Genomic DNA, 21108 nt, shown 5'->3' on the forward strand with positions numbered 1-21108 from the left:
GCCATGGGGGCGTTTTACGCCCGATTTCAGCGCGAAGCAATATCGGCAGGGCTTGCCGGATGGGGCCTCGCGGGCTCTAATCGCGAAAAGGAGGTGCGAATGGAGCAGGTGAGCCCCGAAATGCTCGACGCCGCACAGGGTTTGTGGTCGCGCATGGCATTGTTTTTCCAGACCATGCTGGTGCCGACCCGCCTGTATCAGTTGATTGCCGTGATCGGGCTGATCGGGGTTGCATGGGCCGTGGCACGCGTTGTTTCGCCGCTGCTGACCGGATGGCTGCGCAGCCGTGAGAACTGGCCGAAATGGCGGCTGCGGCTCGGGCTGCTGATCGACCGCAAGCTGCTGCTGCTTGTTTTCACGGTGCTGGCATGGACCGTCGTGCTGGTCATGCGCGAGGTGACATGGCCGTCGCGCAGCCAGCTGATCGCGCTGGCCGCCACGATCGCGACCGCATGGACTGGGATTTTCCTGCTCGCCCGGATCATCGCCAACCGGTTCCTGCGCCGTCTCATCAGCTGGGCCGCATGGATCTGGGTCACGCTGTACCTGCTGGGCCTGACCGAACCGGTGGGCGAATTCCTCGACAGCGTCGCGATCACCATCGGAGAGTTGCGGCTATCGCTCCTGACCGTTCTCAAGGCGCTGATGGTGACAGGGCTGATGGTTGCCGGTGCGCGGTTGTTGTCGCGCCTGATCGCCGGGCGGCTCTCGAAGAATGACGATATCTCGCCGACCATGCGCGTGCTGACCGCCAAGCTCTTGCAGGTGCTGCTGTTTAGCCTCGCCATCATCGTCGGGCTGAAGGCGGTCGGCTTCGACCTTACGGGGCTGGCGGTGTTCTCCGGCGCGGTCGGCGTCGGGCTGGGCTTCGGGCTTCAAAAGGTCGTGTCGAATCTTGTTTCGGGCGTGATCATCCTGCTCGACAAGTCGATCAAGCCCGGGGACGTGATCAGCCTCGGCGACACGTTCGGCTGGATCGAGGAACTCGGCGCCCGCTATGTCAGCGTCGTCACCCGCGACGGCAAGGAATACCTGATCCCGAACGAGGACCTGGTCACCGGGCAGGTGGTCAACTGGTCGCATAGCCATAATTTCGTGCGCCTCGACGTCACCTTCGGCGCGTCCTACGCCGATAATCCCCATGAAGTCAGTAAGATAGCGATAGATGCGGCACTTGGAGTCGATCGCGTCGCCTCTCATCGCAAACCGGTGTGCTGGGTGACGGGGTTCGGCGACAGCTCGGTCGATTACGTGCTGCGTTTCTGGATCGGGGACGCGACGGGCGGGCTGACCAATGTGCGCGGACTGGTGTTCCTGGCCTTGTGGGACGCCTTCCAGGAGAACGGCATCTCCATCCCCTTCCCGCAGCGCGAGGTTCGTGTGCTGAACGATTCGCTCGCGCTCGGCGGGGGTGGCGCCCCGCCGGATGGAAAGGATTTTAACGGCGGTGATTGAGATGAGCCGAAAAGATGTTATCTTTAGGGAACCCCTGCGCCGGGGGCGATCGGCGCGCTGACCGGAGGATACAACCCTGTCACAAGACGTCTCGCCGGCCTCCACGCCGGCTGCGACCGCCGCGGGAAACCAGCTGAGCAGCGAACAGCTGCTGTCCCGCATCCTGTCCTCGCTGGAAGATGACAAGGCAGAGGACGTCGTTACGATCGACCTGCGCGGACGGTCGGCCATGGCGGATCACATGGTGATCGCATCGGGCCGCAGCGCGCGCCAGGTGGGGGCCATCGCCGAGAAACTGGCCGAACGCTTCAAGCAGGCAACCGGACGGACTGCCCGGATAGAGGGCAAGGATACCGGCGATTGGGTGCTGATCGACACCGATGATGTCATCGTCCATGTCTTCCGCCCCGAGGTCCGCGACTTCTACCAGCTCGAGAAGATGTGGATGCCCGCCGACGCGCTCAGCCGCGTGCGCGAGGCCAGCTCCCGCCCGCAATAGGCGATGCGCATCGACATCGCCGCCGTGGGGCGGCTCCGCAAGGGCCCCGAGGCGGCGATGGTCGCCGATTATCTCGACCGCTTTGCCAGGACCGGGCGCGGGCTTGGCCTGTCGCCCATCCGGGTCATCGAGGTCGAGGATAAGCGCGGCACCGGCATGGCCGCCGAGGCCGAGCTTTTGTCGCGCGCGATCCCCGCAGGCGCGGTGCTGGTCATGCTGGACGAGCGGGGAGAACAGCCGACATCGCCGGATTTCGCGCGCCGGATCGCCGCCTTCCGCGACCGGGCCCGCGATCTCTGTTTCGTGATCGGTGGGGCAGATGGCCTCGATCCGGCCCTGCGCGCCCGCGCCGACTGGCAGATCAGCTTCGGCAGGATGGTCTGGCCGCATATGCTGGTGCGGGTGATGCTCGCCGAACAGCTATACCGTGCGGCAACCATCCTCGCGGGCAGCCCCTATCACCGTGACTGATCGCGGAGATGCCCCGCGCGCCGGAACCGGCCCTGCGGCCCATGATACTCCATTGCCTTCTTCTTCATGCAAATATCCCGGGGGAGCGCCCGGAACGGGCGCGGGGGCAGCGCCCCCCTCTCGGCCTTCCCGGTTGCCGCAACGCCCGCACAGGCGTAACAAGGCCCAAATCAAGACGAGGCCCAAATGACGAAACCCGTGATCCTGTGCATTCTCGACGGTTGGGGAATATCGGACCGCCCCGAACAAAGCGCACCCGATCAGGCCGACACCCCCAATTTCGACCGCCTGATGCGCGATTGCCCGCATGCGCGGCTGACGACATTCGGGCCGGATGTGGGCCTGCCTTCCGGGCAGATGGGCAATTCCGAGGTCGGGCATACCAATATCGGCGCGGGCCGGGTCGTGGCGATGGATCTGGGGCAGATCGATCTCGCCATCGAGGATGAAAGCTTCTTCCGGAACCGGGCGCTGACAGATTTCATCGACCGGCTGAAACAGACTGCCGGCACCGCCCATCTCATGGGGGTGATCTCGGATGGCGGGGTGCATGGCCATATCGCCCATGTCCTTGCCGCGGCGCGGGCAATCGCGGATGCAGGGGTGCCGGTGGTGATCCACGCGATCACCGATGGGCGCGACGTGCCGCCGCGCTCGGCCGGGGAATTCATCGCTGAATTGCAGGACAAGTTGCCCGAGGGCGCGCGGATCGGCACGGTGATCGGGCGTTATTTCGCCATGGACCGCGACAAGCGTTGGGACCGGGTCGAACGGGCCTTCCGCGCCATGGTTGCCGGGCAGGGCGAGGATGCGGCAAGCGCCGCCGAGGCGGTGGCAACGGCCCACGCACGGGGAGAGAGCGACGAATTCATCCAGCCCTTCGTGATCGACGGCTATAATGGCGCTTTGGATGGCGACGGGTTCTTCTGCCTCAATTTCCGTGCCGACCGGGCGCGAGAGATCCTCTCGGCGCTGGCCGATCCGGAATTCGCCGAATTCGATACCGGTGATCGGCCGGAATGGTCGGCCATGCTGGGCATGGTCGATTACAGCGACCGGCATAACGATTTCATGACCGCCGCCTATCCCAAGCAGCAGGTCGTCAATACCCTGGGGGCCTGGGTTGCCTCGAAGGGGTTGCGGCAGTTCCGGCTGGCCGAGACCGAGAAATACCCGCATGTGACCTTCTTCCTGAATGGCGGCAAGGAAGTGCCCGAGCCGGGCGAGGATCGTTTCATGCCCCAAAGCCCCAAGGTGGCGACCTATGACCTCGCCCCCGAGATGGCCGCCGAAGAGGTCAGCGACAAGCTGGTCGAGGCGATCGGGGCGGGCTACGACCTGATCGTGGTGAATTACGCCAATCCCGACATGGTCGGCCATACCGGCAGCCTCGATGCCGCCAAGCGCGCCTGCGCTGCCGTGGACAAGGGGCTGGGCCGGATGCTGAAGGCGCTGGATACGGCGGGGGGCGCGGCAGTCATCTGCGCCGATCACGGCAATTGCGAAACCATGATCGACCCTGAATCCGGCGGGCCGCATACCGCCCATACGCTCAACCCCGTGCCGGTCATCGTCTATAACGGCCCCGCTGCCGCGCAACTGCGCGACGGGCGGCTGGCCGATCTGGCCCCGACCGTGCTGGACCTGATGGGGCTGGAGCAACCCGCCGAGATGACCGGCGAAAGCCTGATCGTGACCGCATGAGCCGTTTTCCCTGCGTGATAGCCGTTTGCGGGCTGCTGGCCCTGCCTGTTTTCGGGACCGCCGCCGCGACTCCCGCCGACGAAGCCGTGGCCGAGGCCCAGGGCGCGGCGGCGCAGTTGCGTGCCGCGATGGGCAAGCTGGACGAGGCGGTGACCGCCGACGACCAGGTCGTCGCCCTGACCGAGGTGATCCGCGGCTACGAGCAGGGGCTGGGCGCGCTGCGTGCCGGCTTGCGTCAGGCCAGCGCGCGCGAGGCCGAGCTGCGGTCGCAATTCGAGGCACAGCGCAGCAGGCTGGCCCGTGTGTTGGGGGCCATGACCTCCTTGCAGCAATCGCCCGAGACGGCCCTGCTCCTGCATCCGGGCGGTGCCTTGGCGAGTGCCCAATCGGGGATGATCCTCTCGGATGTGACGCCGGGCCTGCGCGCCGAGGCAGAGCGGTTGCAGGCCGATCTGGACGAAATCGCGACGGTGCGCGATTTGCAGGCCAATGCGGCGGATATGCTGGGCAGCGGGCTTGCCTCGGTGCAGGAGGCGCGGCGGCTTCTGGCCAGTGCCGTGACCGACCGCTCGACCATGCCGGCGCGGTTCGGCGAAGCGCCCGAAGAACTGCAACAGCTCGAGGAAGCGGCACAGAGCCTCGATGAATTCGCCGTTGGCATCGACGCGCTGGAAACCGATATCGGTGCTCCGATGGAGGATTTCGAGGGCGCGCAGGGCAGCCTGAAACTGCCGGTGGTTGGCTCGATCCGGCGATCCTACAACGAGGCCGACGCGGCAGGCGTCAGCCGTCCCGGTTGGATCATCGCCGCGCCGCCCGCCGCGCTGGTGACCACCCCCTGGCCCGCGACGATTCGATATCGCGGGCCCTTGCTTGATTACGGCAATGTGATGATTGTCGAACCCGCAGAGGATTATCTTCTGATATTCGCAGGCATGTCGCAGGTCTTCGGAGAGGTCGGCGATGTGCTGGGCGCGGGCGATCCGGTGGGGCTGATGGGCGGCTCCGAGGCGCCGGAACAGGAATTCGGGGCGCAATTCGTCGCCGATGCAGCGCGTGGAGGGGATGCAGGGCAGACCGAAACCCTGTATCTGGAATTGCGCAAGGGGACGGAAACACTGGACCCGGCGGACTGGTTCGTGCTGAATCCGGTTGTCGATCCAGGACAGGACTGAGGCAGGAAAGGCCATTATGAAACATTATCTGATCGCAGGTCTGGGGGGCGTTCTTGCCGGGGCGTTGTTCACCACCCAGATTGCCGGACCCCTGGTCGCGCAAGAGGCCGACAAGAACTCGTCGATCTACGAACAGCTGGAACTGTTCGGCAATGTGTTCGAGCGGGTGCGCGCCGATTATGTCGAGGCACCGGGAGACAAGGAACTGATCGAGGCGGCGATAAACGGCATGCTGACCTCGCTCGATCCGCATAGCTCGTTCCTGTCGGCCAATGATTACGAGGATATGCAGACCCAGACCCGCGGCAGCTTCGGCGGGCTCGGGATAGAGGTCAGCCAGGAGGATGGGCTGGTCAAGGTCGTCTCGCCCATCGACGATACTCCGGCAGCCGAGGCCGGGGTGAAATCCGGCGATTTCATCACCCATGTGGATGGCGAATCACTGATGGGGCTGAACCTGGACGAGGCCGTCGACATGATGCGCGGCCCGGTTGGCAGCGAAATCACCATTACAATTCTGCGTGAGGGCGAGAACGAACCCTTCGATATCAGCATAACGCGCGACACCATCAAACTGACCGTGGTCAAGACCCGGATCGAAGGACATGCGATCGTCCTGCGTATCTCGACCTTCAACGACGAGACTTATGACACGCTGAAGGTCGAACTCGAGAAGGCCGTGGAAGAGGCGGGCGGTATCGATCAGGTGACCGGTTTCGTGCTGGACCTGCGGAACAATCCGGGCGGGCTGCTCAACCAGGCGATCAGCGTGTCCGATGCCTTCCTCGACGCCGGGGAAATCGTGTCGACCCGTGGCCGCAAGCCCGAGGAAAGCGAGCGTTGGAACGCCGAAGAGGGCGATCTGGCAGAGGATAAACCGATGGTCGTGCTGATCAATGGCGGCTCTGCCAGCGCCTCCGAGATCGTGACCGGCGCGCTCAAGGATCATCGCCGCGCCATCGTGGTGGGCGAGAAATCCTTCGGCAAGGGCTCGGTGCAGACGGTAATGCCGGTAACTTCGGATAGTGCGATCCGGCTGACCACGGCGCTTTACTACACGCCGTCGGGGCGCTCGATCCAGTCACTGGGCATCCAGCCCGACATCATCGTGGCGCAACCACAGCGTCCGATCGACGAGGGCGAGGACGAGGACGAACCCCGCACGCAGTCCAATTTCGGCCGTTCCGAGGCCGATCTGCGCGGCGCGCTGAACAACGATTCGATCAGCGAGGAAGAGCGCAAGCAGATCGAGGAAGAAGCCGCCGAGGTCGAGGCCACCGCCAAGCTGCGCGAAGAGGATTATCAGCTGGCCTATGCCGTCGATGTCCTCAAGGGCCTGGCCGCCGTCAACTTCACCGCGGGGCAGGTATCTTCCGACAGCACACCCGCCGCGACCGGCGAAGGTGCCGCGGGCCCGGACGAAGGGGCGGCCAGCGAATGACCGAGGCCCTGACGCCGGGCGGTTTGCCCTACCGGCCCTGCGCGGGCGTCGTGCTGGTGAATCCCGATGGGCTGGTCTTTGCGGGCCAGCGCATCGATTCCCAGGGGGCATGGCAGATGCCGCAGGGCGGGATCGACAAGGGCGAAACGCCCGCTCAGGCCGCCTTGCGCGAATTGACCGAGGAAACCGGAGTCAGTGCCGACCGCGTCGAGATGCTGGAGGAGGCCCCGGATTGGGTCTTCTACGATCTGCCGCCGGAATTGCTCGGCAAGGTCTGGAAGGGCAAGTTTGGCGGGCAAAAGCAGAAATGGTTCCTGCTGCGCTTTCTGGGCGATGACAGCGATATCCGCATCGATACCGATCACCCGGAATTCGACCGTTGGTGCTGGATGCAGCCGGATGATCTGATCACCCATATTGTGCCTTTCAAGCGCGATGTTTACCGGCAGGTCTTCGCGCTGTTCGGCGATCGCCTTGCTGCAGGCGGCTCGCAGGGATAGCCTGCGGTCACTGCCCATGCCGGGCCCGACCAAAGGAGCATTCTCTTGACCGACAGCCGCGATATTTCCGCCGAGGATCAGGCCCGCCACGCGCAAAAAATGTCCAAGATCAAGGCGGCCCGTGACCGGATGATGGCCGGAAAGACCGGCGAAAAGGGGCTGGTGATCGTCCATACCGGACCGGGCAAGGGCAAATCCAGTTCCGGTTTCGGCATGATCATGCGCTGTATCGGCCACGAGATGCCCTGTGCCGTTGTGCAATTCATCAAGGGCAGCCGCGACACGGGTGAGCGTCGCCTGCTCGAGACGCATTTCCCGCATCTCTGCCAGTTCCACGCGATGGGAGAGGGTTTCACTTGGGAAACGCAAGATAAACGTGGCGATATCGCCGCGGCAGAGGCCGCATGGGCCAGGGCGCAAGACCTGATCCGCGACCCCGAGATCCGCATGGTGCTGCTGGACGAGATCAATATCGCCTTCCGCTATGGCTACCTGGACCCGATGGCGGTGATCGAGTTTCTGGCCGCCGAGAAACCGCCGATGACCCATGTCGTGATGACCGGGCGCAACGCCCCGCCCGAGCTGATCGAGCTGGCCGATCTGGTCAGCGAGATCGCGGTGGTCAAGCATCCCTTCCGCGACGGCATCAAGGCGCAGCAGGGGGTAGAGTTCTGAACCGACCCCGATGGAAGGCTGCCCATGACGATACCGCCCCGATTGCCCCCTGACGCCGCGCTGTTCCTGGATTTCGACGGCTGCCTTGTCGATATCGCGCCCACCCCCGATGCGGTCGTGATCCCCGATGACCTGCCCGGCCTGCTTGACCGGATGCATCGCCGGCAGGGCGGTGCCCTCGCGCTGATTTCCGGGCGCGAGGTTGCGGATCTGCGACGCTTCCTGCCGGACTTCCCCGGCGGGATCGCGGGCAGTCACGGTGCCGAACTGGCGCTGCCCGGCCAAAAGGCCAGGGCGGTCAATGCGCAAGCGCTGGATGTCGCGGCGCTCCATGCCCGCACCCGCGATCTGGCCGCGCGTCATGACGGGCTGATGGTCGAGCCCAAGGCGCATGGCGTCGTCCTTCATTACCGCGCCGTCCCGGATCTCGCGGAATGGGCCGCCGGGGCGATGGCGGAACTGGCCGGGGATTACCCGATGCTCGCCCTTCAGCCCGCCAAGATGGCCTTCGAGTTGCGCCCCGCAGAGGCGGGCAAGGATCGCGCCCTGGCCCGATTCATGGACATGCCGGGATTCGCAGGACGCATCCCGGTCTATGCCGGCGACGACCTGACCGACGAGGCGGGCATGGCCGAGGCGCAAAGCCGTGGCGGTTTCGGCATCAAGATCGGCGAAGGGCAAAGCTGCGCCAAATACCGTCTTGAAAATCCACGGGCATTGCGAAGCTGGCTGGACAGCGCCTGCCGCTCCTGACAGGTTATAGGCCATGTCCAGATTGGTTATCGTCTCGAATCGGCTGCCTCTGGGTGACAACCCGTCAGGCGGTCTTGTCGTCGCACTCGAGGATGCGTTGCAATCCTCTGGCGGGCTATGGGTCGGCTTTTCCGGCGAACCCGTGGACGATCCCGCCGACCGGCTGGTCTTTCATTCCGGGGCTTCGTTCGAACGCGCCGCCTTCGATCTGACTGCGCGGGATTACGAGCAATATTACCTGGGCTATTCCAACTCGATCCTCTGGCCGCTTTGTCATGGGCGCTCGGACCTGATGCGGATAGAGCGGGATTTCCCCGAAGGCTATCGCCGCGTCAATGCGCAGATCGCCCGGCTGCTGGTGCCGCATCTGCGCGCGGATGACCGGATCTGGGTGCAGGATTACCACCTCTTCCCGCTGGCCGGAGAGTTGCGCAAGCTCGGGGTCGAAAACCCGATCGGGCATTTCCTGCATATCCCCTTTCCCGATTTCGCCAGTTGCTCGGCCATGCCGAACCCGGACGAGCTGTTCGAATGGCTGTCCCATTACGATCTGCTCGGCTTCCAGGCCCATCGCGACCTGTCGAATTTCGAGGATGCCGCCAGCGATCTGTCCGAGATCGAGCCTCTGGGCGACAATCATTACCGCCTGCTCGGGCGCGTGCTGCGCGCGGGCGTGTTTCCGATCGGCATCGACACCGCCAGTTTCATCGAAGAGGCCCGCCATTCCCCGGCAGAGGATCGCATGCGCAGCCTGACCGGGGCCGAGATGATGATCGGCGTGGACCGGCTGGATTATTCCAAGGGCATTCCGAACCGCTTTCGCGCCTTCCAGACGCTTCTGGAATACAATCACGACCTGCACGAAAAGATCGCCTTCCTGCAGATCGCCCCGCCGACCCGCGAGGCGGTCGAGGCTTATCGCGACATCCGCGAAGAGACCGAGCATCTGGCGGGCCGGATCAACGGCCAATTCGCGACGGTGAACTGGACGCCGATCCGTTTCATCCACCGGGCCATGCCGCGCGCGGTGCTCGCCGGGCTGTATCGGCAGGCGCGGATCGGGCTGGTGACGCCGCTAGCCGATGGCATGAACCTGGTGGCCAAGGAATATGTGGCGGCGCAGGACGTGTCCGATCCCGGCGTGCTGATCCTGTCGCGTTTCGCAGGCGCGGCCGAGGCGATGGAAGAGGCGCTGATCATCAACCCCCATGACACATGGGAACTTGCCGAGGCGATGGCGCAGGCGATCCGCATGCCCGCCGATGAACGCCGCCGCCGCCATTCCGCGCTGTTGCAAGGCGTGATCGAGAACGATGTCTCCTGGTGGTCCTCCAGCTATCTCGACACCCTCGGCTGAAGCATTGCGGTTGAAATGCGCTGCCCCGGTGATCGGGCAATTGCGCCGCGTGATGTGATTGCGATACTGTCCAGGCATGTCATCGAAAGCCCCCCGATTCATCCATCTTCGCACCCATTCCGAGCACTCCCTGCTGGAAGGCGCAATTCCCGTGGGCAAGCTGCCTGCGCTCGCCGCCGATGCCGGGATGCCCGCCGTGGCGCTGACCGATACCGACAACATGTTCGCGGCGCTGGAATTCAGCGTGAAGGCGATGGAGAAGGGGGTGCAGCCGATCATCGGCTGCCAGATCACCCTTCAGGCGGATGAGACTGGCCCGGTCGTTCTGCTGGCGCAGAACCGGGCGGGCTGGCTCAACCTGATGTCGCTTTCGACCTGCCTTTACCTGCGCGAAGGCAACGCGCCTGCGCATGTCACCCTGGACGAGCTTTGCGAACGGGCCGAGGGGCTGATCTGCCTGACCGGCGGCGCGACCGGGCCAATGGGCCGGATGATCGCGCAGGGCCATGCCGCGCAGGCCTCCGCCCTGGCGGATCGGCTGGCGGCGGCGTTTCCGACCCGCCTTTATATCGAGTTGCAACGCCATCCGGGCGAAAATGGCAAGCCGATGGAGGCCGAGGCAGCGTCCGAGGCAGGGTTGATCGCGCTGGCCTATGACAAGGACCTGCCGCTGGTCGCCACCAATGACGTCTATTTCCCTCGGCCCGAAATCTTCGAGGCGCATGACGCGCTGATCTGTATCGCCGAGAAAGCCTATGTCGATCAGGCGCAGCCGCGCCGCCGCCTGACCCCGCAGCATTATTTCAAATCGCCCGAGGAAATGGCGGTGCTTTTCGCCGACCTGCCCGAAGCGCTTGAGAACACGGTCGAGATCGCCCGCCGCTGCGCCTTTGCCGTCAGCCGTCACAAGCCGATCCTGCCGCGCTTCGCCGATGACGAGGTCGAGGAATTGCGCCGTCAGTCCCGCGAGGGGCTGGAAGAGCGGCTGAAGGTGATCCCCCATGCCGTTCCGGTCGAGCAATATCACGAGCGGCTGGAATTCGAACTGGGTATCATCGAGCAGATGGGCTTTCCCGGCTATTTCCTGATCGTGGCCGATTTCATCAAATGGGCCAAGGATCACGAGATCCCGGTGGGGCCGGGACGGGGCTCGGGCGCGGGCTCTCTGGTTGCTTATGCGCTGACGATTACCGATTTGGATCCATTGCGTTACAACCTGTTGTTCGAGCGGTTTCTAAACCCAGAACGGGTCTCGATGCCGGATTTTGACATCGATTTCTGCATGGATCGCCGCGAAGAGGTGATCCAGTATGTGCAGGGCAAATATGGCCGCGAAAAGGTCGGCCAGATCATCACCTTCGGCGCGCTTCTGTCCAAGGCGGCGGTGCGCGATGTGGGCCGGGTGCTGCAAATGCCCTATGGGCAGGTGGACCGGCTGTCCAAGCTGATCCCGGTCGAAGGCGTCAAGCCCGTCTCGATCACCAAGGCCCGCGCCGAGGAACCGCGCCTGCGCGAAGCCGCGCGCGAAGAGGTGGTCGGGCGGCTGCTGGATTATGCCGAGAAGCTGGAGGGGCTTTACCGCAACGCCTCGACTCATGCCGCCGGGGTAGTGATCGGCGACCGGCCTTTGGATCAGCTGGTGCCGCTTTACCGCGACCCGTCCTCGGACATGCCCGCGACCCAGTTCAACATGAAATGGGTGGAACAGGCCGGGCTGGTGAAATTCGACTTCCTCGGGCTCAAGACGCTGACCGTGATCCAGAACGCCGTGGACCTGATCCGGGGTGGCGGGCGGCATCTGCATATCGGGGCCGACGGGCAAGAGCTGTATGAACCGCCCGAGGGCGCGGTGGACCAGATCAACCTGATCCCGCTGGACGACAAGCCGACCTACGACCTCTTTGCCAGCGCCCGCACGGTGGCGGTGTTCCAGGTCGAAAGCTCGGGCATGATGGATGCGCTGCGGCGGATGGGGCCAACCTGTATCGAGGATATCGTGGCGCTGGTGGCGCTGTATCGTCCCGGCCCGATGGAAAACATCCCGACCTATTGCGAGGTCAAGAACGGCGTCCGCGACCTGACATCGATCCATCCCCTGATCGACCATATCCTTGAAGAAACCCAGGGCATCATCGTCTACCAGGAACAGGTGATGCAGATCGCGCAGGTCATGGCGGGCTATTCGCTTGGCGGCGCGGATTTGCTGCGCCGGGCGATGGGCAAGAAGATCGCCGCCGAGATGGCCAAGGAACGCCCGAAATTCATCAAGGGCTCGGTGGCCAATGGCGTGGAAGAGAAAAAGGCGGGCGAAGTCTTTGACCTGCTGGAGAAATTTGCCAATTACGGCTTTAACAAGTCGCATGCTGCCGCCTATGCCGTGGTCAGCTATCAGACCGCATGGCTGAAGGCCAATCACCCGGTCGAATTCATGGCGGCGGTGATGAATTGCGATCTTCACCTGACCGACAAGCTGGCGGTCTACAAGCGCGAATGCGACCGGATGGGGATCGAGATCGTGCCGCCCTGCGTGAACCGCTCGGCGCCGCTCTTCACCGTGAAGGAAGGGCGCATTCACTATGCCTTGGGCGCGCTGAAAGGCGTCGGTGTCGAGGCGATGCGCCTGATCGAGACGGCGCGCGGCGAGACGGGTTTTGCCGATCTCCATGATTTCGCCCGCCGCGTCGATATGCGCCGGGTCGGCAAGCGCTCGCTGGAAATGCTGGCGCGGGCAGGGGCGTTCGACCTGCTGGACGACAACCGGGCGCGGGTGCTGAAATCGCTGGATTCTCTGGTGGCATGGTCCACGGCGGTGCAAGAGCAGGCGGTATCCTCGCAATCCTCGCTTTTCGGCGGGGGCGAGGATCTGCCGCCGCCACGGGCCACCGTCGCGCAGGTCTGGCTGCCCGCCGAGAAACTGGGCGAAGAGCATCGCGCCGTTGGCTTCTACCTGTCCGGCCACCCGCTGGACGATTACCTGCCCGCGCTGCGCCGCAAGAAGGTGCAGACCCTCGCCGAGATCACCGCCGAGGCCGAGGGCGGACCGCTGGTCACCCAGATCGCCGGCACGGTATCTGCGCGGCAGGAACGGAAATCGGCGAAGGGCACGCAATATGCCTTTGTCAGCCTGTCCGATCCGACCGGGCTATACGAGGTCACGGTCTTCTCGGACCTGCTGAACGCCGCCCGCGACCGGCTGGAACCGGGCGAGAATGTCGTGCTGCAGGTCAAGGTCGAACCTTCAGGCGACCAGGTGAAGATGCTGGCCAATTCCGTCACCGGGCTGGAGGATGCGGTCGCGGATGCCGGGGCCGGATCGCTGGCGGTCGAGATGCAGGGCGCCGACACCGTGCCGCGGCTGGCCGAAGTGCTGGGTCGGATCAAAAACGAGATCACGGTCTCCCCGCGCAGCCGTGGCCCGGTGCTGCTGCGCATCCGCGAAGGCGATGAGATGATCGAGATCGAGGTCGCCAATGACGCGCCGCTGACCACGCCCGCGCGACAGGCTCTGCGGGCAGTGCCCGGCGTGCTGGAAGTGGTCGAGCGATAGGGGCGGAGAAGATAGCGGGAAGACCGGGGCGGCGGTGATTGCGTCCCGCGATGGCAGGGGGCCAGCCCCCGGACCCCCGGGATATTTGTATGAAGAAGAAGCGGCGAAGATTCGTTCGTCGCCCGTGAGGTGTGGAATTATTCCCTCAGGTCGCGTTCGGTGCCCTCGTCCTCGCTATCCTTGTCCAGCAGGCTGCGCTCGGCCGAATCGCCATAGGTGGCCCAGTTGCGATCCTCTCCGCAATCGGGAAGCTCGTCGGCGCGCCAGCTCAGATGCATATGCGCCTTGGCGATCATCAGCCCGGTGATCGGGGCGGTCATGAATAGGAACAGGGTGATCAGCAATTCGTGCCAGCTGGCATGTTCCCCGAAAAAGCCGAACCAGGCGACCGAGGCGATCAGCACGCTGCCGACGCCGAGCGTGGCGGCCTTGGTGGGGGCGTGCAACCGGGTCATCTGGTCGGGCAGTTTGACCAGCCCGTAAGAGCCGACAAGTCCGAAGACGCCGCCGATGACCAGAAGGACCGAGATGAGGATTTCCGCGAACATGGTCATTTCCCTTCCCTCACTCGATCACGTCGCCGCGCAGGATGAATTTCGCATAGGCCACCGTCGAGACGAAGCCGACCATGGCCAGAAGCAGCATGATCTCGAAATACATCGTGGTGTCGTGAAGGATGCCGAACAGGGCGATCAGCGCGATCATGTTGACGGTCATCGTGTCCAGCGCCAGCACGCGGTCGCTGACACCGGGGGCGAAGACCACCCGGTAGAGGCAGAACAACAGGCCCAGCCCGAAGCAGATGAAGGCGAAATACAATGCATATTCGATCATTCGAAAATCTCCGTCAGCCGGGCCTCGTAGCGGGACTTGATCTCCTCGATCACCGATTCCGGGTCGGGGGCGTGCAGGCAATGGACCAGCAGCGCGTGACCGTCCTGCGAGAGATCGGCGCTGACCGTGCCCGGTGTCAGGGTGATCGTGCTGGCCAGAACCGTGATCGCCTCGGGCGAGCGCAGGTCGAGCGGGATGGTGATCCAGGCCGGTTGCAGCTTGCGGTTCGGCTTGAACAGCACGATCATCGCGACCTGGACATTGGCCATGATGATGTCCCAGATCACCAGGCCGATATAGGCGAGGATCTTGCCCGGATTGCGCAGCCTTGCGCGGTCGGGCCAATAGGGTTCGGTCAGGGCCGGGATGGCGACGCTGATGATGACCGCGAAGACCAGCGAGCCCCAGGCAAAGCGGTTCACCAGCAGCATCCAGATCAGCACCAGCAGCGCCGAGAGATACGGGTGAGGGAAGATGCGGCGGATCATCGCGTGCCCTCCTGGTTCTGCAGCACGGATTCGTAATAGAGCGCAGGCTGCGTCAGCTGATCGGCGGTTTCTTGCAGGTAACCGGTAATCGGCCCGGCAAAGATTGTCAGCGCCACGCTGCCGGCCAGCAGGCCACCGGTGGCGAGATATGCTAGCCAGGGCGCGGCGGAATCGTCGACATCCTGGATCGGCTCGTCGGTTTCCAGCTTGGTCGGGATCGGGCCGGGCGCGGGCCGCTCGCCCTCATCCGTGTCGTTGCCCGGTTCGGTATCCAGCTCATGCGATTTCCAGAACAGGATCGAGCCGGCGCGGCCGAAACCGACCAGCGAGATCAGCGAGGTGACCAGGATCGTGGCCCAGATGCCCGCCATCCAGGGATCGTCGCGCGTGGCGTCGAGGATCATCAGCTTGCCCAGGAAGCCCGAGAGCGGCGGCAGGCCCACGACGGCGATGGCGGTCGCGAAGAACAGCGCCGAGACGAGGCCGGTATGGCGGATCGCCGGGCGCAGCCGCAACCAGAAATCGCCTCCGCGCCGGGCGGCGATCATGTCCACGACCAGGAACAGCGCCGCCGCGGCCAGGGTCGAATGCAGCATGTAATACAGCCCCGCCGTCAGCCCCTGCGCGTCGAAACGCGCCACCGAGATGATCAGCATCCCGATCGAGGCGATGGCCGCATAGGCCGCAAGCCGCGTCAGGCTGCGCGTGCCCAATACGCCGATCTGTCCCAATGTCAGGGTGACCAGCGCGGCGGGCAACAGCAGGTCGGTGGCGATGGTCTCGACGATGGTGTCGCTTGGAAAGACCAGCGTGAAGAAACGGATGATCGCGTAGACCCCGACCTTGGACATGATCGCGAACAGCGCCGCGACCGGTCCCGGCGCGTTGGCATAGGTCGAGGGCAGCCAGAAATGCAGCGGCACCAGCGCCGCCTTGATGGCGAAGACCAGCATCAAGAGCACCGCGCCGGTGCGCAGGACCGCGGTATCCTCGGGCGGCATCATCGCCACGCGCTCGGCCATGTCGGCCATGTTCAGCGTGCCGGTCACCGAGTAAAGCGTGCCGAGCGCCGCCAGGAACAGCGCCGATCCGGCGAGGTTGTAGCTGATATATTGCACCCCGGCCCGCAGCCGCATCGGGCCGCCGCCATGGATCATCAGCCCGTAGCTGGCGATCAGCAGCACCTCGAAGAACACGAACAGGTTGAAGGCGTCGCCGGTCAGGAAGGCGCCGTTCACGCCCATCAGCTGGAACAGCCAGAGCGAGTGGAAATGCCAGCCCTTGCGGTCCCAACCCGAGCCGATGCCGTAAAGCTGCACGATCACCGCAAGGATCGCGGTCAGGATCAGCATCAGCGCTGCCAGCCGGTCCAGCATCAGCACGATGCCGAAGGGGGCGGACCAGTTGCCGAGGCGATAGACGAAGATCTCTCCGCCCGCCGCCATGACGTTCAGCTTGATGGCGACGACGAGGGTCAGCAGGCTGCCGATGACGCCGAAGACCCGTTGCTGCAGCAGGTCATGCCGCATCCACAGGATCATCAGCGGGCCGAGAATGGCGGGGACGAGAACCGGAGCGATCAGCCAATGGGTCATGCTTTTTCGTCCTCGGCTTCGCTCTGGTCGTCGATGGTCTTCAGCGGCGGCATCACCCGGTCGTCCTCGGGCATGTTGATCCGGTCGTCACCGCTTTCGATGAAAGCACCGAGCGCCATCATCACCACCACGGCGGTCATTCCGAAAGAGATCACGATGGCGGTCAGCACCAGCGCCTGCGGCAGCGGGTCGGTATAGACCGCGCTCTCGTCATATTTTTGCAGGATCGGCGGCAGGTTCACCACCAGTCGCCCGGTCACGAACAGGAACGCGTTGATCGCATAGGTCAGCATGGTCATGCCAAGCACCACCGCGAAGGTCCGCAGCCGCAGGATCAGGTAGATCCCGGCAGCCGTGCATGCGCCGATGGCAGTCGCGACGAGAAGCTCCATCACAGGGCTCCTTTCGGTTCTTCTTGTTCTTCGCTCAAATCGATATCCATCGGCTTCTCGTTCACCGTCTCCCCGGCCCGCCGGGCGATCCGGCTGAGCGAGTTGAGCGCGAGCATCACCGCGCCGACGACGCAGAGGAACACGCCGAGATCGAAGCCCATCGCCGTCGCCAGCTCGAACTCCTCGAGGAAGGGCAACTTGAAATAGCCATAGGCCGAGGTCAGGAACGGTTTGCCGTTGAACCATGCGCCGATCCCGGTAACGCCCGCCGCCACCACGCCCGCGCCGATCAGCGCGTGATAGGGGATGGTCTGGCGGTCCTGCGCCCAGGCATAGCCCGAGGCCATGTATTGCATCAGCAGCGCGACCGCGACGACAAGACCGGCGATGAAGCCGCCGCCCGGCTGGTTATGGCCGCGCAGGAAGATGAACAGGCCGACCACCAGCGTGATGGGCAGGATCACCCGTGTCGCGATCACCAGCATCAGCGGATGACGGTCCCCCGCGCGGCGCTGGTCATAGACCCAGTTGCGCAGCCGGGCCGAGGATTTGCCCTGCAGCAAGGTCTGTGTCAGCGCGAAGATCGCCAGCGCGGCGATGCCCAGAACGGTGATCTCGCCAAAGGTGTCATAGCCGCGGAAATCCACCAGGATGACGTTCACGACATTGGTGCCGCCGCCCATTTTGTAGCTGTTATCAAGCATGTAGCCCGAAATGCTGTCAAAGGCGAAATCGCGCCGCAGGATTGCATAGGTCAGCCCGCCAAAGCCGACCCCCGCCAGGGTGGCGATGAAGGCGTCCCAGCCCCGGATCGTGGCGCTGGTCTCGACCAATGTCCGTTTGGGCAGGAAATTAAGCGCCAGAAGCAGCAGGATCACGGTGACGATCTCGACCGAGATCTGCGTCAGCGCGAGGTCGGGGGCCGAGAAATAGGCGAAGAAGATCGAGGTGATCAACCCGACGATGGCCACGAGCACCAGCGCCAGCAGGCGGATCCGGTGAACAAAGACCATGCAGCCGGTTGCCACGATCAGCAGCAGCCAGCCGATGAAGGGCACCGGCTCTATCGGCAGCATCGGCCGCGTGATCGGACCGGCGGAACCCGTGACCCATGCGAAACCGCCCGCGAAAAGCGAGGCGAGCGTGAAGAAGGCCAGCGCCCGCGGCATCGAGCCATTGGTCATGGCATCGGTGACCGCCCGTCCGGCCTTGACGGCGGCGAGCACCAGCGTATCGAAGATCTCCTTCGCCTCGGGGCGCGGGGCGGCCTCCCATGCGGCGAGCAGGGGCTTGTGCAGCTTCAGCAGCACTACCCCGCCCGCGATGGCGATCATCGACATGATCAGGGCGGCATTAATCCCGTGCCAATGCGCGATATGCGCATGCGCCTCGTGCCCGGTGACCGCGCTGGCCGAGATATCGACCAGCCAGCCCGCCATGACATTCGGGAACAGCCCGATCAGGATCACCAGCACCGTCAGCAGGGCAGGGCCTGCCCACATGCCGAAGCCCGGATCATGCGGGTGATGCGGATAATCGTGCCGCTCGGGCCCGGTGAAGACGTGAAAGATGAAGCGCAGCGAATAGCCGACCGAGAACACCGCCGCGACGGTCGCCACCACCATGAAGAATTGCCGCGCCAGTTCCAGGTGGCTGGCCTCGTAAAGCATCATCTCCTTGGACAGGAAGCCGTTGAGCGGCGGGATACCTGCCATGGACAGCGCCGCGATGGTGCCGATGGCGAAGCTGATCGGCATCAGCTTGCGCAGCCCGCCAAGCCTGGCGATGGAGCGCGTGCCCGCCTCGTGATCGATGATCCCGGCGGTCATGAACAGGGCGGCCTTGAAGGTGGCGTGGTTGATGATGTGGAAGACGGCGGCGATGGCGGCCTCTTCGGTGCCGAAGCCGAGCAGCATGGTAATCAGCCCCAGGTGACTGACCGTCGAGAATGCCAGCAGCGCCTTGAGGTCGTCCTTGAACAGCGCGATGGCCGCGCCGAGCAGCATGGTGATCAGCCCGGTCGTGGCGACGATCCAGAACCATTCCGGCGTCCCCGACAGCACCGGCCAGAGCCTCGCCATCAGGAACAGCCCCGCCTTCACCATGGTCGCGCTATGCAGATAGGCGCTGACCGGGGTGGGGGCGGCCATGGCATGCGGCAGCCAGAAATGGAACGGGAACTGCGCCGATTTCGTGAAGGCGCCGATCAGGATCAGGATCAGCGCGGTGGTGTAATGCGGGCTGGCCTGGATCGCGTCCTTCGCCTGCAGGATATCGCTGATGTCATAGCTGCCCGCGATCTGCCCGAGGATCATCATCCCCGCGATCATCGCCAGCCCGCCCATGCCGGTCACGGCCAGCGCCATGCGTGCGCCCTGCCGCCCGGCGGGCAGATGCCGCCAATAGCCGATCAGCAAAAAGGACGAGAGCGAGGTCAGCTCCCAGAAAATCAGCAGAAGCAGGATGTTGTCCGACAGCACGATGCCCATCATCGCGCCCTGGAACAGCATCAGGTAGGTGTAGAACTTGCCCACCGGATCCTGCCGCGACAGGTAGAAGCGCGCATAGGTGATGATCAACAGCCCGATCCCCAGGATCAGCGTGCCGAACAGGATCGCCAGCCCGTCGATGCGGAAATTCGCGTTGAGCTGGATCAGCGGCAACCACTCGAATCGGGCGGTGATTACCTCGCCGCGCATCACGGCGGGAACATGCAGCAGCAGCCCCAGAAGCGCCACGAATGTCGCGGTTCCGCAGGCCGTGGCCGCGACGGAGCGGCCAGAGCGGACAAGCAGACCGGGCAGCAATGCCCCGATGAATGGCAGCAGGGCGATGAGGGCTGGCGACATGTTTCCCCGTTCCTGTTGGACGTCTACGCGTTCTTTTTTCCTTTGTCTTTCCAATTGGGGCGGGGGAGTCAAGCAAATGCCCCGGAAATCGGTAACTGCCCCTAGCCGATGTTCTTGTTTCGTGCTAGTTCTTGAAAAAACAAAGGGGCAGCCATGCGTGTTCTGGGCATCGATCCTGGATTGAGGAATATGGGCTGGGGGGTGATCTCGGTCGACGGGCCACGGCTGCGGCATGTGGCCAACGGCGTGATCCAAACGACAGCCGATGGCAGCGCGCAGGATCTGGGCGCGCGCCTCTCGGTGCTGTTCCGCGGGCTGACCGAAGTGATCGCGGAGTATCGCCCCGATGCCGCCGCGGTCGAGCAGACCTTTGTGAACAAGGACGCTGCAGGCACGCTGAAACTGGGTCAGGCGCGCGGGATCGCCTTGCTGGCCCCGGCAGAGGCGGGTATCGCCGTGGGTGAATACGCGCCCAACGCGGTCAAGAAAACCGTGGTCGGCGTCGGGCATGCCGGGAAGGAGCAGGTGCAGCACATGGTTCGGGTTCAATTGCCGGGGGTCCAGTTCAACGGACCGGATTCCGCCGATGCGCTGGCGATCGCGATTTGCCACGCGCATCACCTGCAGGGCCGGACATTGAGGGTCGCGGGCCTGCGACAAGGTGTCGCATGATCGGGCGCATCGCCGGGGTGATCCTGCATCGTGCCGCCGATCACGTGCTGATCGACGTGCGGGGAATCGGCTATATCGTCCATGTCAGCGAACGCACCTCGATGAACCTGCCCCCGGTCGGGCAGGCCGTCGCGCTCTATACCGAATTGCTTGTGCGCGAGGATTTGCTGCAGCTTTTCGGCTTTTCGACGCTGCTGGAAAAGGAATGGCACCGGCTGCTGACCTCGGTCCAGGGTGTGGGCGCGAAAGTGTCGCTGGCCCTGCTTGGCACGCTCGGGGCCGAGGGGCTGTCGCGGGCCATCGCCCTGGGCGACTGGTCGGCGGTGCGCAAGGCGCCGGGGGTCGGGCCGAAGCTGGCGCAGCGCATCGTGCTGGAACTGAAGGACAAGGCCCCGGCGATCATGGCGCTTGGCGGCGACCTGACCGTCGATGCCGGAGGGGTTGCGGGCGCGCCGGGCATCGAACCCGGCACGCCCGCCGCCGATGCCCCGGCCCCCGTGGCCGGTGCCCCGGCGCAACCCGACCCGGCCGGCGGGGGAACGGCAAAGGCCGCGGCCGAGGCATTGTCGGCGCTGACCAATCTTGGCTATGGCCATTCCGAGGCCGCCTCTGCCGTGGCCGAGACGCAGGCGCGTGAAACCGGGGCCGATACATCCACATTGATCCGCGCGGCGCTCAAATCGCTCGCGCCGAAGGGATAG

Annotated in this window: 19 protein-coding genes; 13 read left to right on the forward strand and 6 right to left on the reverse strand. The window is 64.5% G+C overall.

Going from position 1 to position 21108, the window contains the following annotated elements; translation table 11 throughout:
• The first annotated feature begins 99 nt into the window (after positions 1-99).
• The 11 genes from JHX88_RS06755 (at position 100) to dnaE (ending at position 13577) form a co-directional block, all read left to right on the forward strand.
• Positions 100-1455: a mechanosensitive ion channel family protein gene (locus tag JHX88_RS06755; protein WP_084203229.1), complete on the forward strand. Its 1356-nt coding sequence runs from the start codon at positions 100-102 to the stop codon at positions 1453-1455.
• Between the two features lie 76 nt (positions 1456-1531).
• Positions 1532-1954, forward strand: a complete 423-nt coding sequence (gene rsfS, locus JHX88_RS06760) for a ribosome silencing factor (RefSeq protein ID WP_076527198.1) — start codon at positions 1532-1534, stop codon at positions 1952-1954.
• A gap of 3 nt (positions 1955-1957) precedes the next feature.
• A complete protein-coding gene (rlmH, locus tag JHX88_RS06765; protein WP_076527197.1) occupies positions 1958-2425 on the forward strand; it encodes a 23S rRNA (pseudouridine(1915)-N(3))-methyltransferase RlmH in 468 nt (155 codons plus the stop codon).
• Positions 2426-2611: 186 nt separating this feature from the next.
• Positions 2612-4129 (forward strand): 2,3-bisphosphoglycerate-independent phosphoglycerate mutase, encoded by a 1518-nt coding sequence (gene gpmI / locus JHX88_RS06770; protein WP_076527196.1) that lies wholly within the window; start codon positions 2612-2614, stop codon positions 4127-4129.
• On the forward strand, positions 4126-5304 hold the full coding sequence (locus tag JHX88_RS06775) for a murein hydrolase activator EnvC family protein (protein WP_084203228.1): 1179 nt from the start codon (positions 4126-4128) through the stop codon (positions 5302-5304). The genes gpmI and JHX88_RS06775 overlap by 4 nt, the downstream gene beginning before the upstream one ends.
• Before the next feature lie 16 nt (positions 5305-5320).
• The gene (locus JHX88_RS06780; RefSeq protein ID WP_076527195.1) at positions 5321-6745 is read left to right on the forward strand and encodes a S41 family peptidase; all 1425 of its coding nucleotides are present in this window, start codon (positions 5321-5323) and stop codon (positions 6743-6745) included.
• Positions 6742-7245 carry an RNA pyrophosphohydrolase gene (locus JHX88_RS06785; RefSeq protein ID WP_076527194.1) on the forward strand — a complete coding sequence of 168 codons (504 nt, stop codon included), beginning with the start codon at positions 6742-6744 and terminating at the stop codon, positions 7243-7245. Before JHX88_RS06780 ends, JHX88_RS06785 begins: the two co-directional genes overlap by 4 nt.
• A gap of 99 nt (positions 7246-7344) precedes the next feature.
• Positions 7345-7920, forward strand: coding sequence for a cob(I)yrinic acid a,c-diamide adenosyltransferase (gene cobO / locus JHX88_RS06790; RefSeq protein WP_272848258.1), 576 nt, complete (start codon positions 7345-7347; stop codon positions 7918-7920).
• 24 nt (positions 7921-7944) lie between these two features.
• Complete coding sequence (gene otsB / locus JHX88_RS06795) at positions 7945-8673, forward strand: trehalose-phosphatase (protein ID WP_076527192.1); 729 nt, start codon at positions 7945-7947, stop codon at positions 8671-8673.
• 13 nt (positions 8674-8686) lie between these two features.
• Positions 8687-10030, forward strand: coding sequence for an alpha,alpha-trehalose-phosphate synthase (UDP-forming) (locus tag JHX88_RS06800; RefSeq protein ID WP_076527191.1), 1344 nt, complete (start codon positions 8687-8689; stop codon positions 10028-10030).
• 76 nt (positions 10031-10106) lie between these two features.
• A complete protein-coding gene (dnaE, locus tag JHX88_RS06805; protein ID WP_076527190.1) occupies positions 10107-13577 on the forward strand; it encodes a DNA polymerase III subunit alpha in 3471 nt (1156 codons plus the stop codon).
• 137 nt (positions 13578-13714) lie between these two features.
• Here dnaE and JHX88_RS06810 read toward each other — a convergent pair whose 3' ends face one another.
• From JHX88_RS06810 to JHX88_RS06835, 6 genes are read right to left on the reverse strand one after another with little or no spacing between them, the layout of a single operon-like run.
• Positions 13715-14131 carry a Na+/H+ antiporter subunit G gene (locus JHX88_RS06810; RefSeq protein ID WP_084203227.1) on the reverse strand — a complete coding sequence of 139 codons (417 nt, stop codon included), beginning with the start codon at positions 14129-14131 and terminating at the stop codon, positions 13715-13717.
• A gap of 10 nt (positions 14132-14141) precedes the next feature.
• Positions 14142-14411 (reverse strand): K+/H+ antiporter subunit F, encoded by a 270-nt coding sequence (locus JHX88_RS06815; protein WP_076527189.1) that lies wholly within the window; start codon positions 14409-14411, stop codon positions 14142-14144.
• The gene (locus JHX88_RS06820) at positions 14408-14899 is read right to left on the reverse strand and encodes a Na+/H+ antiporter subunit E (protein WP_076527188.1); all 492 of its coding nucleotides are present in this window, start codon (positions 14897-14899) and stop codon (positions 14408-14410) included. Before JHX88_RS06820 ends, JHX88_RS06815 begins: the two co-directional genes overlap by 4 nt.
• The gene (locus JHX88_RS06825; RefSeq protein WP_076527187.1) at positions 14896-16494 is read right to left on the reverse strand and encodes a monovalent cation/H+ antiporter subunit D; all 1599 of its coding nucleotides are present in this window, start codon (positions 16492-16494) and stop codon (positions 14896-14898) included. Before JHX88_RS06825 ends, JHX88_RS06820 begins: the two co-directional genes overlap by 4 nt.
• Positions 16491-16886 (reverse strand): Na+/H+ antiporter subunit C, encoded by a 396-nt coding sequence (locus tag JHX88_RS06830; protein ID WP_076527186.1) that lies wholly within the window; start codon positions 16884-16886, stop codon positions 16491-16493. The genes JHX88_RS06825 and JHX88_RS06830 overlap by 4 nt, the downstream gene beginning before the upstream one ends.
• Positions 16886-19735 (reverse strand): monovalent cation/H+ antiporter subunit A, encoded by a 2850-nt coding sequence (locus tag JHX88_RS06835; protein ID WP_076527185.1) that lies wholly within the window; start codon positions 19733-19735, stop codon positions 16886-16888. The genes JHX88_RS06830 and JHX88_RS06835 overlap by 1 nt, the downstream gene beginning before the upstream one ends.
• A 153-nt stretch (positions 19736-19888) precedes the next feature.
• On the opposite strand from JHX88_RS06835, the gene ruvC reads away from it, so the two are divergent.
• Complete coding sequence (gene ruvC / locus JHX88_RS06840) at positions 19889-20407, forward strand: crossover junction endodeoxyribonuclease RuvC (protein WP_076527184.1); 519 nt, start codon at positions 19889-19891, stop codon at positions 20405-20407.
• Positions 20404-21108 carry a Holliday junction branch migration protein RuvA gene (gene ruvA, locus JHX88_RS06845; protein WP_076527183.1) on the forward strand — a complete coding sequence of 235 codons (705 nt, stop codon included), beginning with the start codon at positions 20404-20406 and terminating at the stop codon, positions 21106-21108. Before ruvC ends, ruvA begins: the two co-directional genes overlap by 4 nt.

Origin of the sequence: Paracoccus saliphilus, from assembly GCF_028553805.1 — a bacterium.
In the GTDB taxonomy this organism is placed as follows: domain Bacteria; phylum Pseudomonadota; class Alphaproteobacteria; order Rhodobacterales; family Rhodobacteraceae; genus Paracoccus; species Paracoccus saliphilus.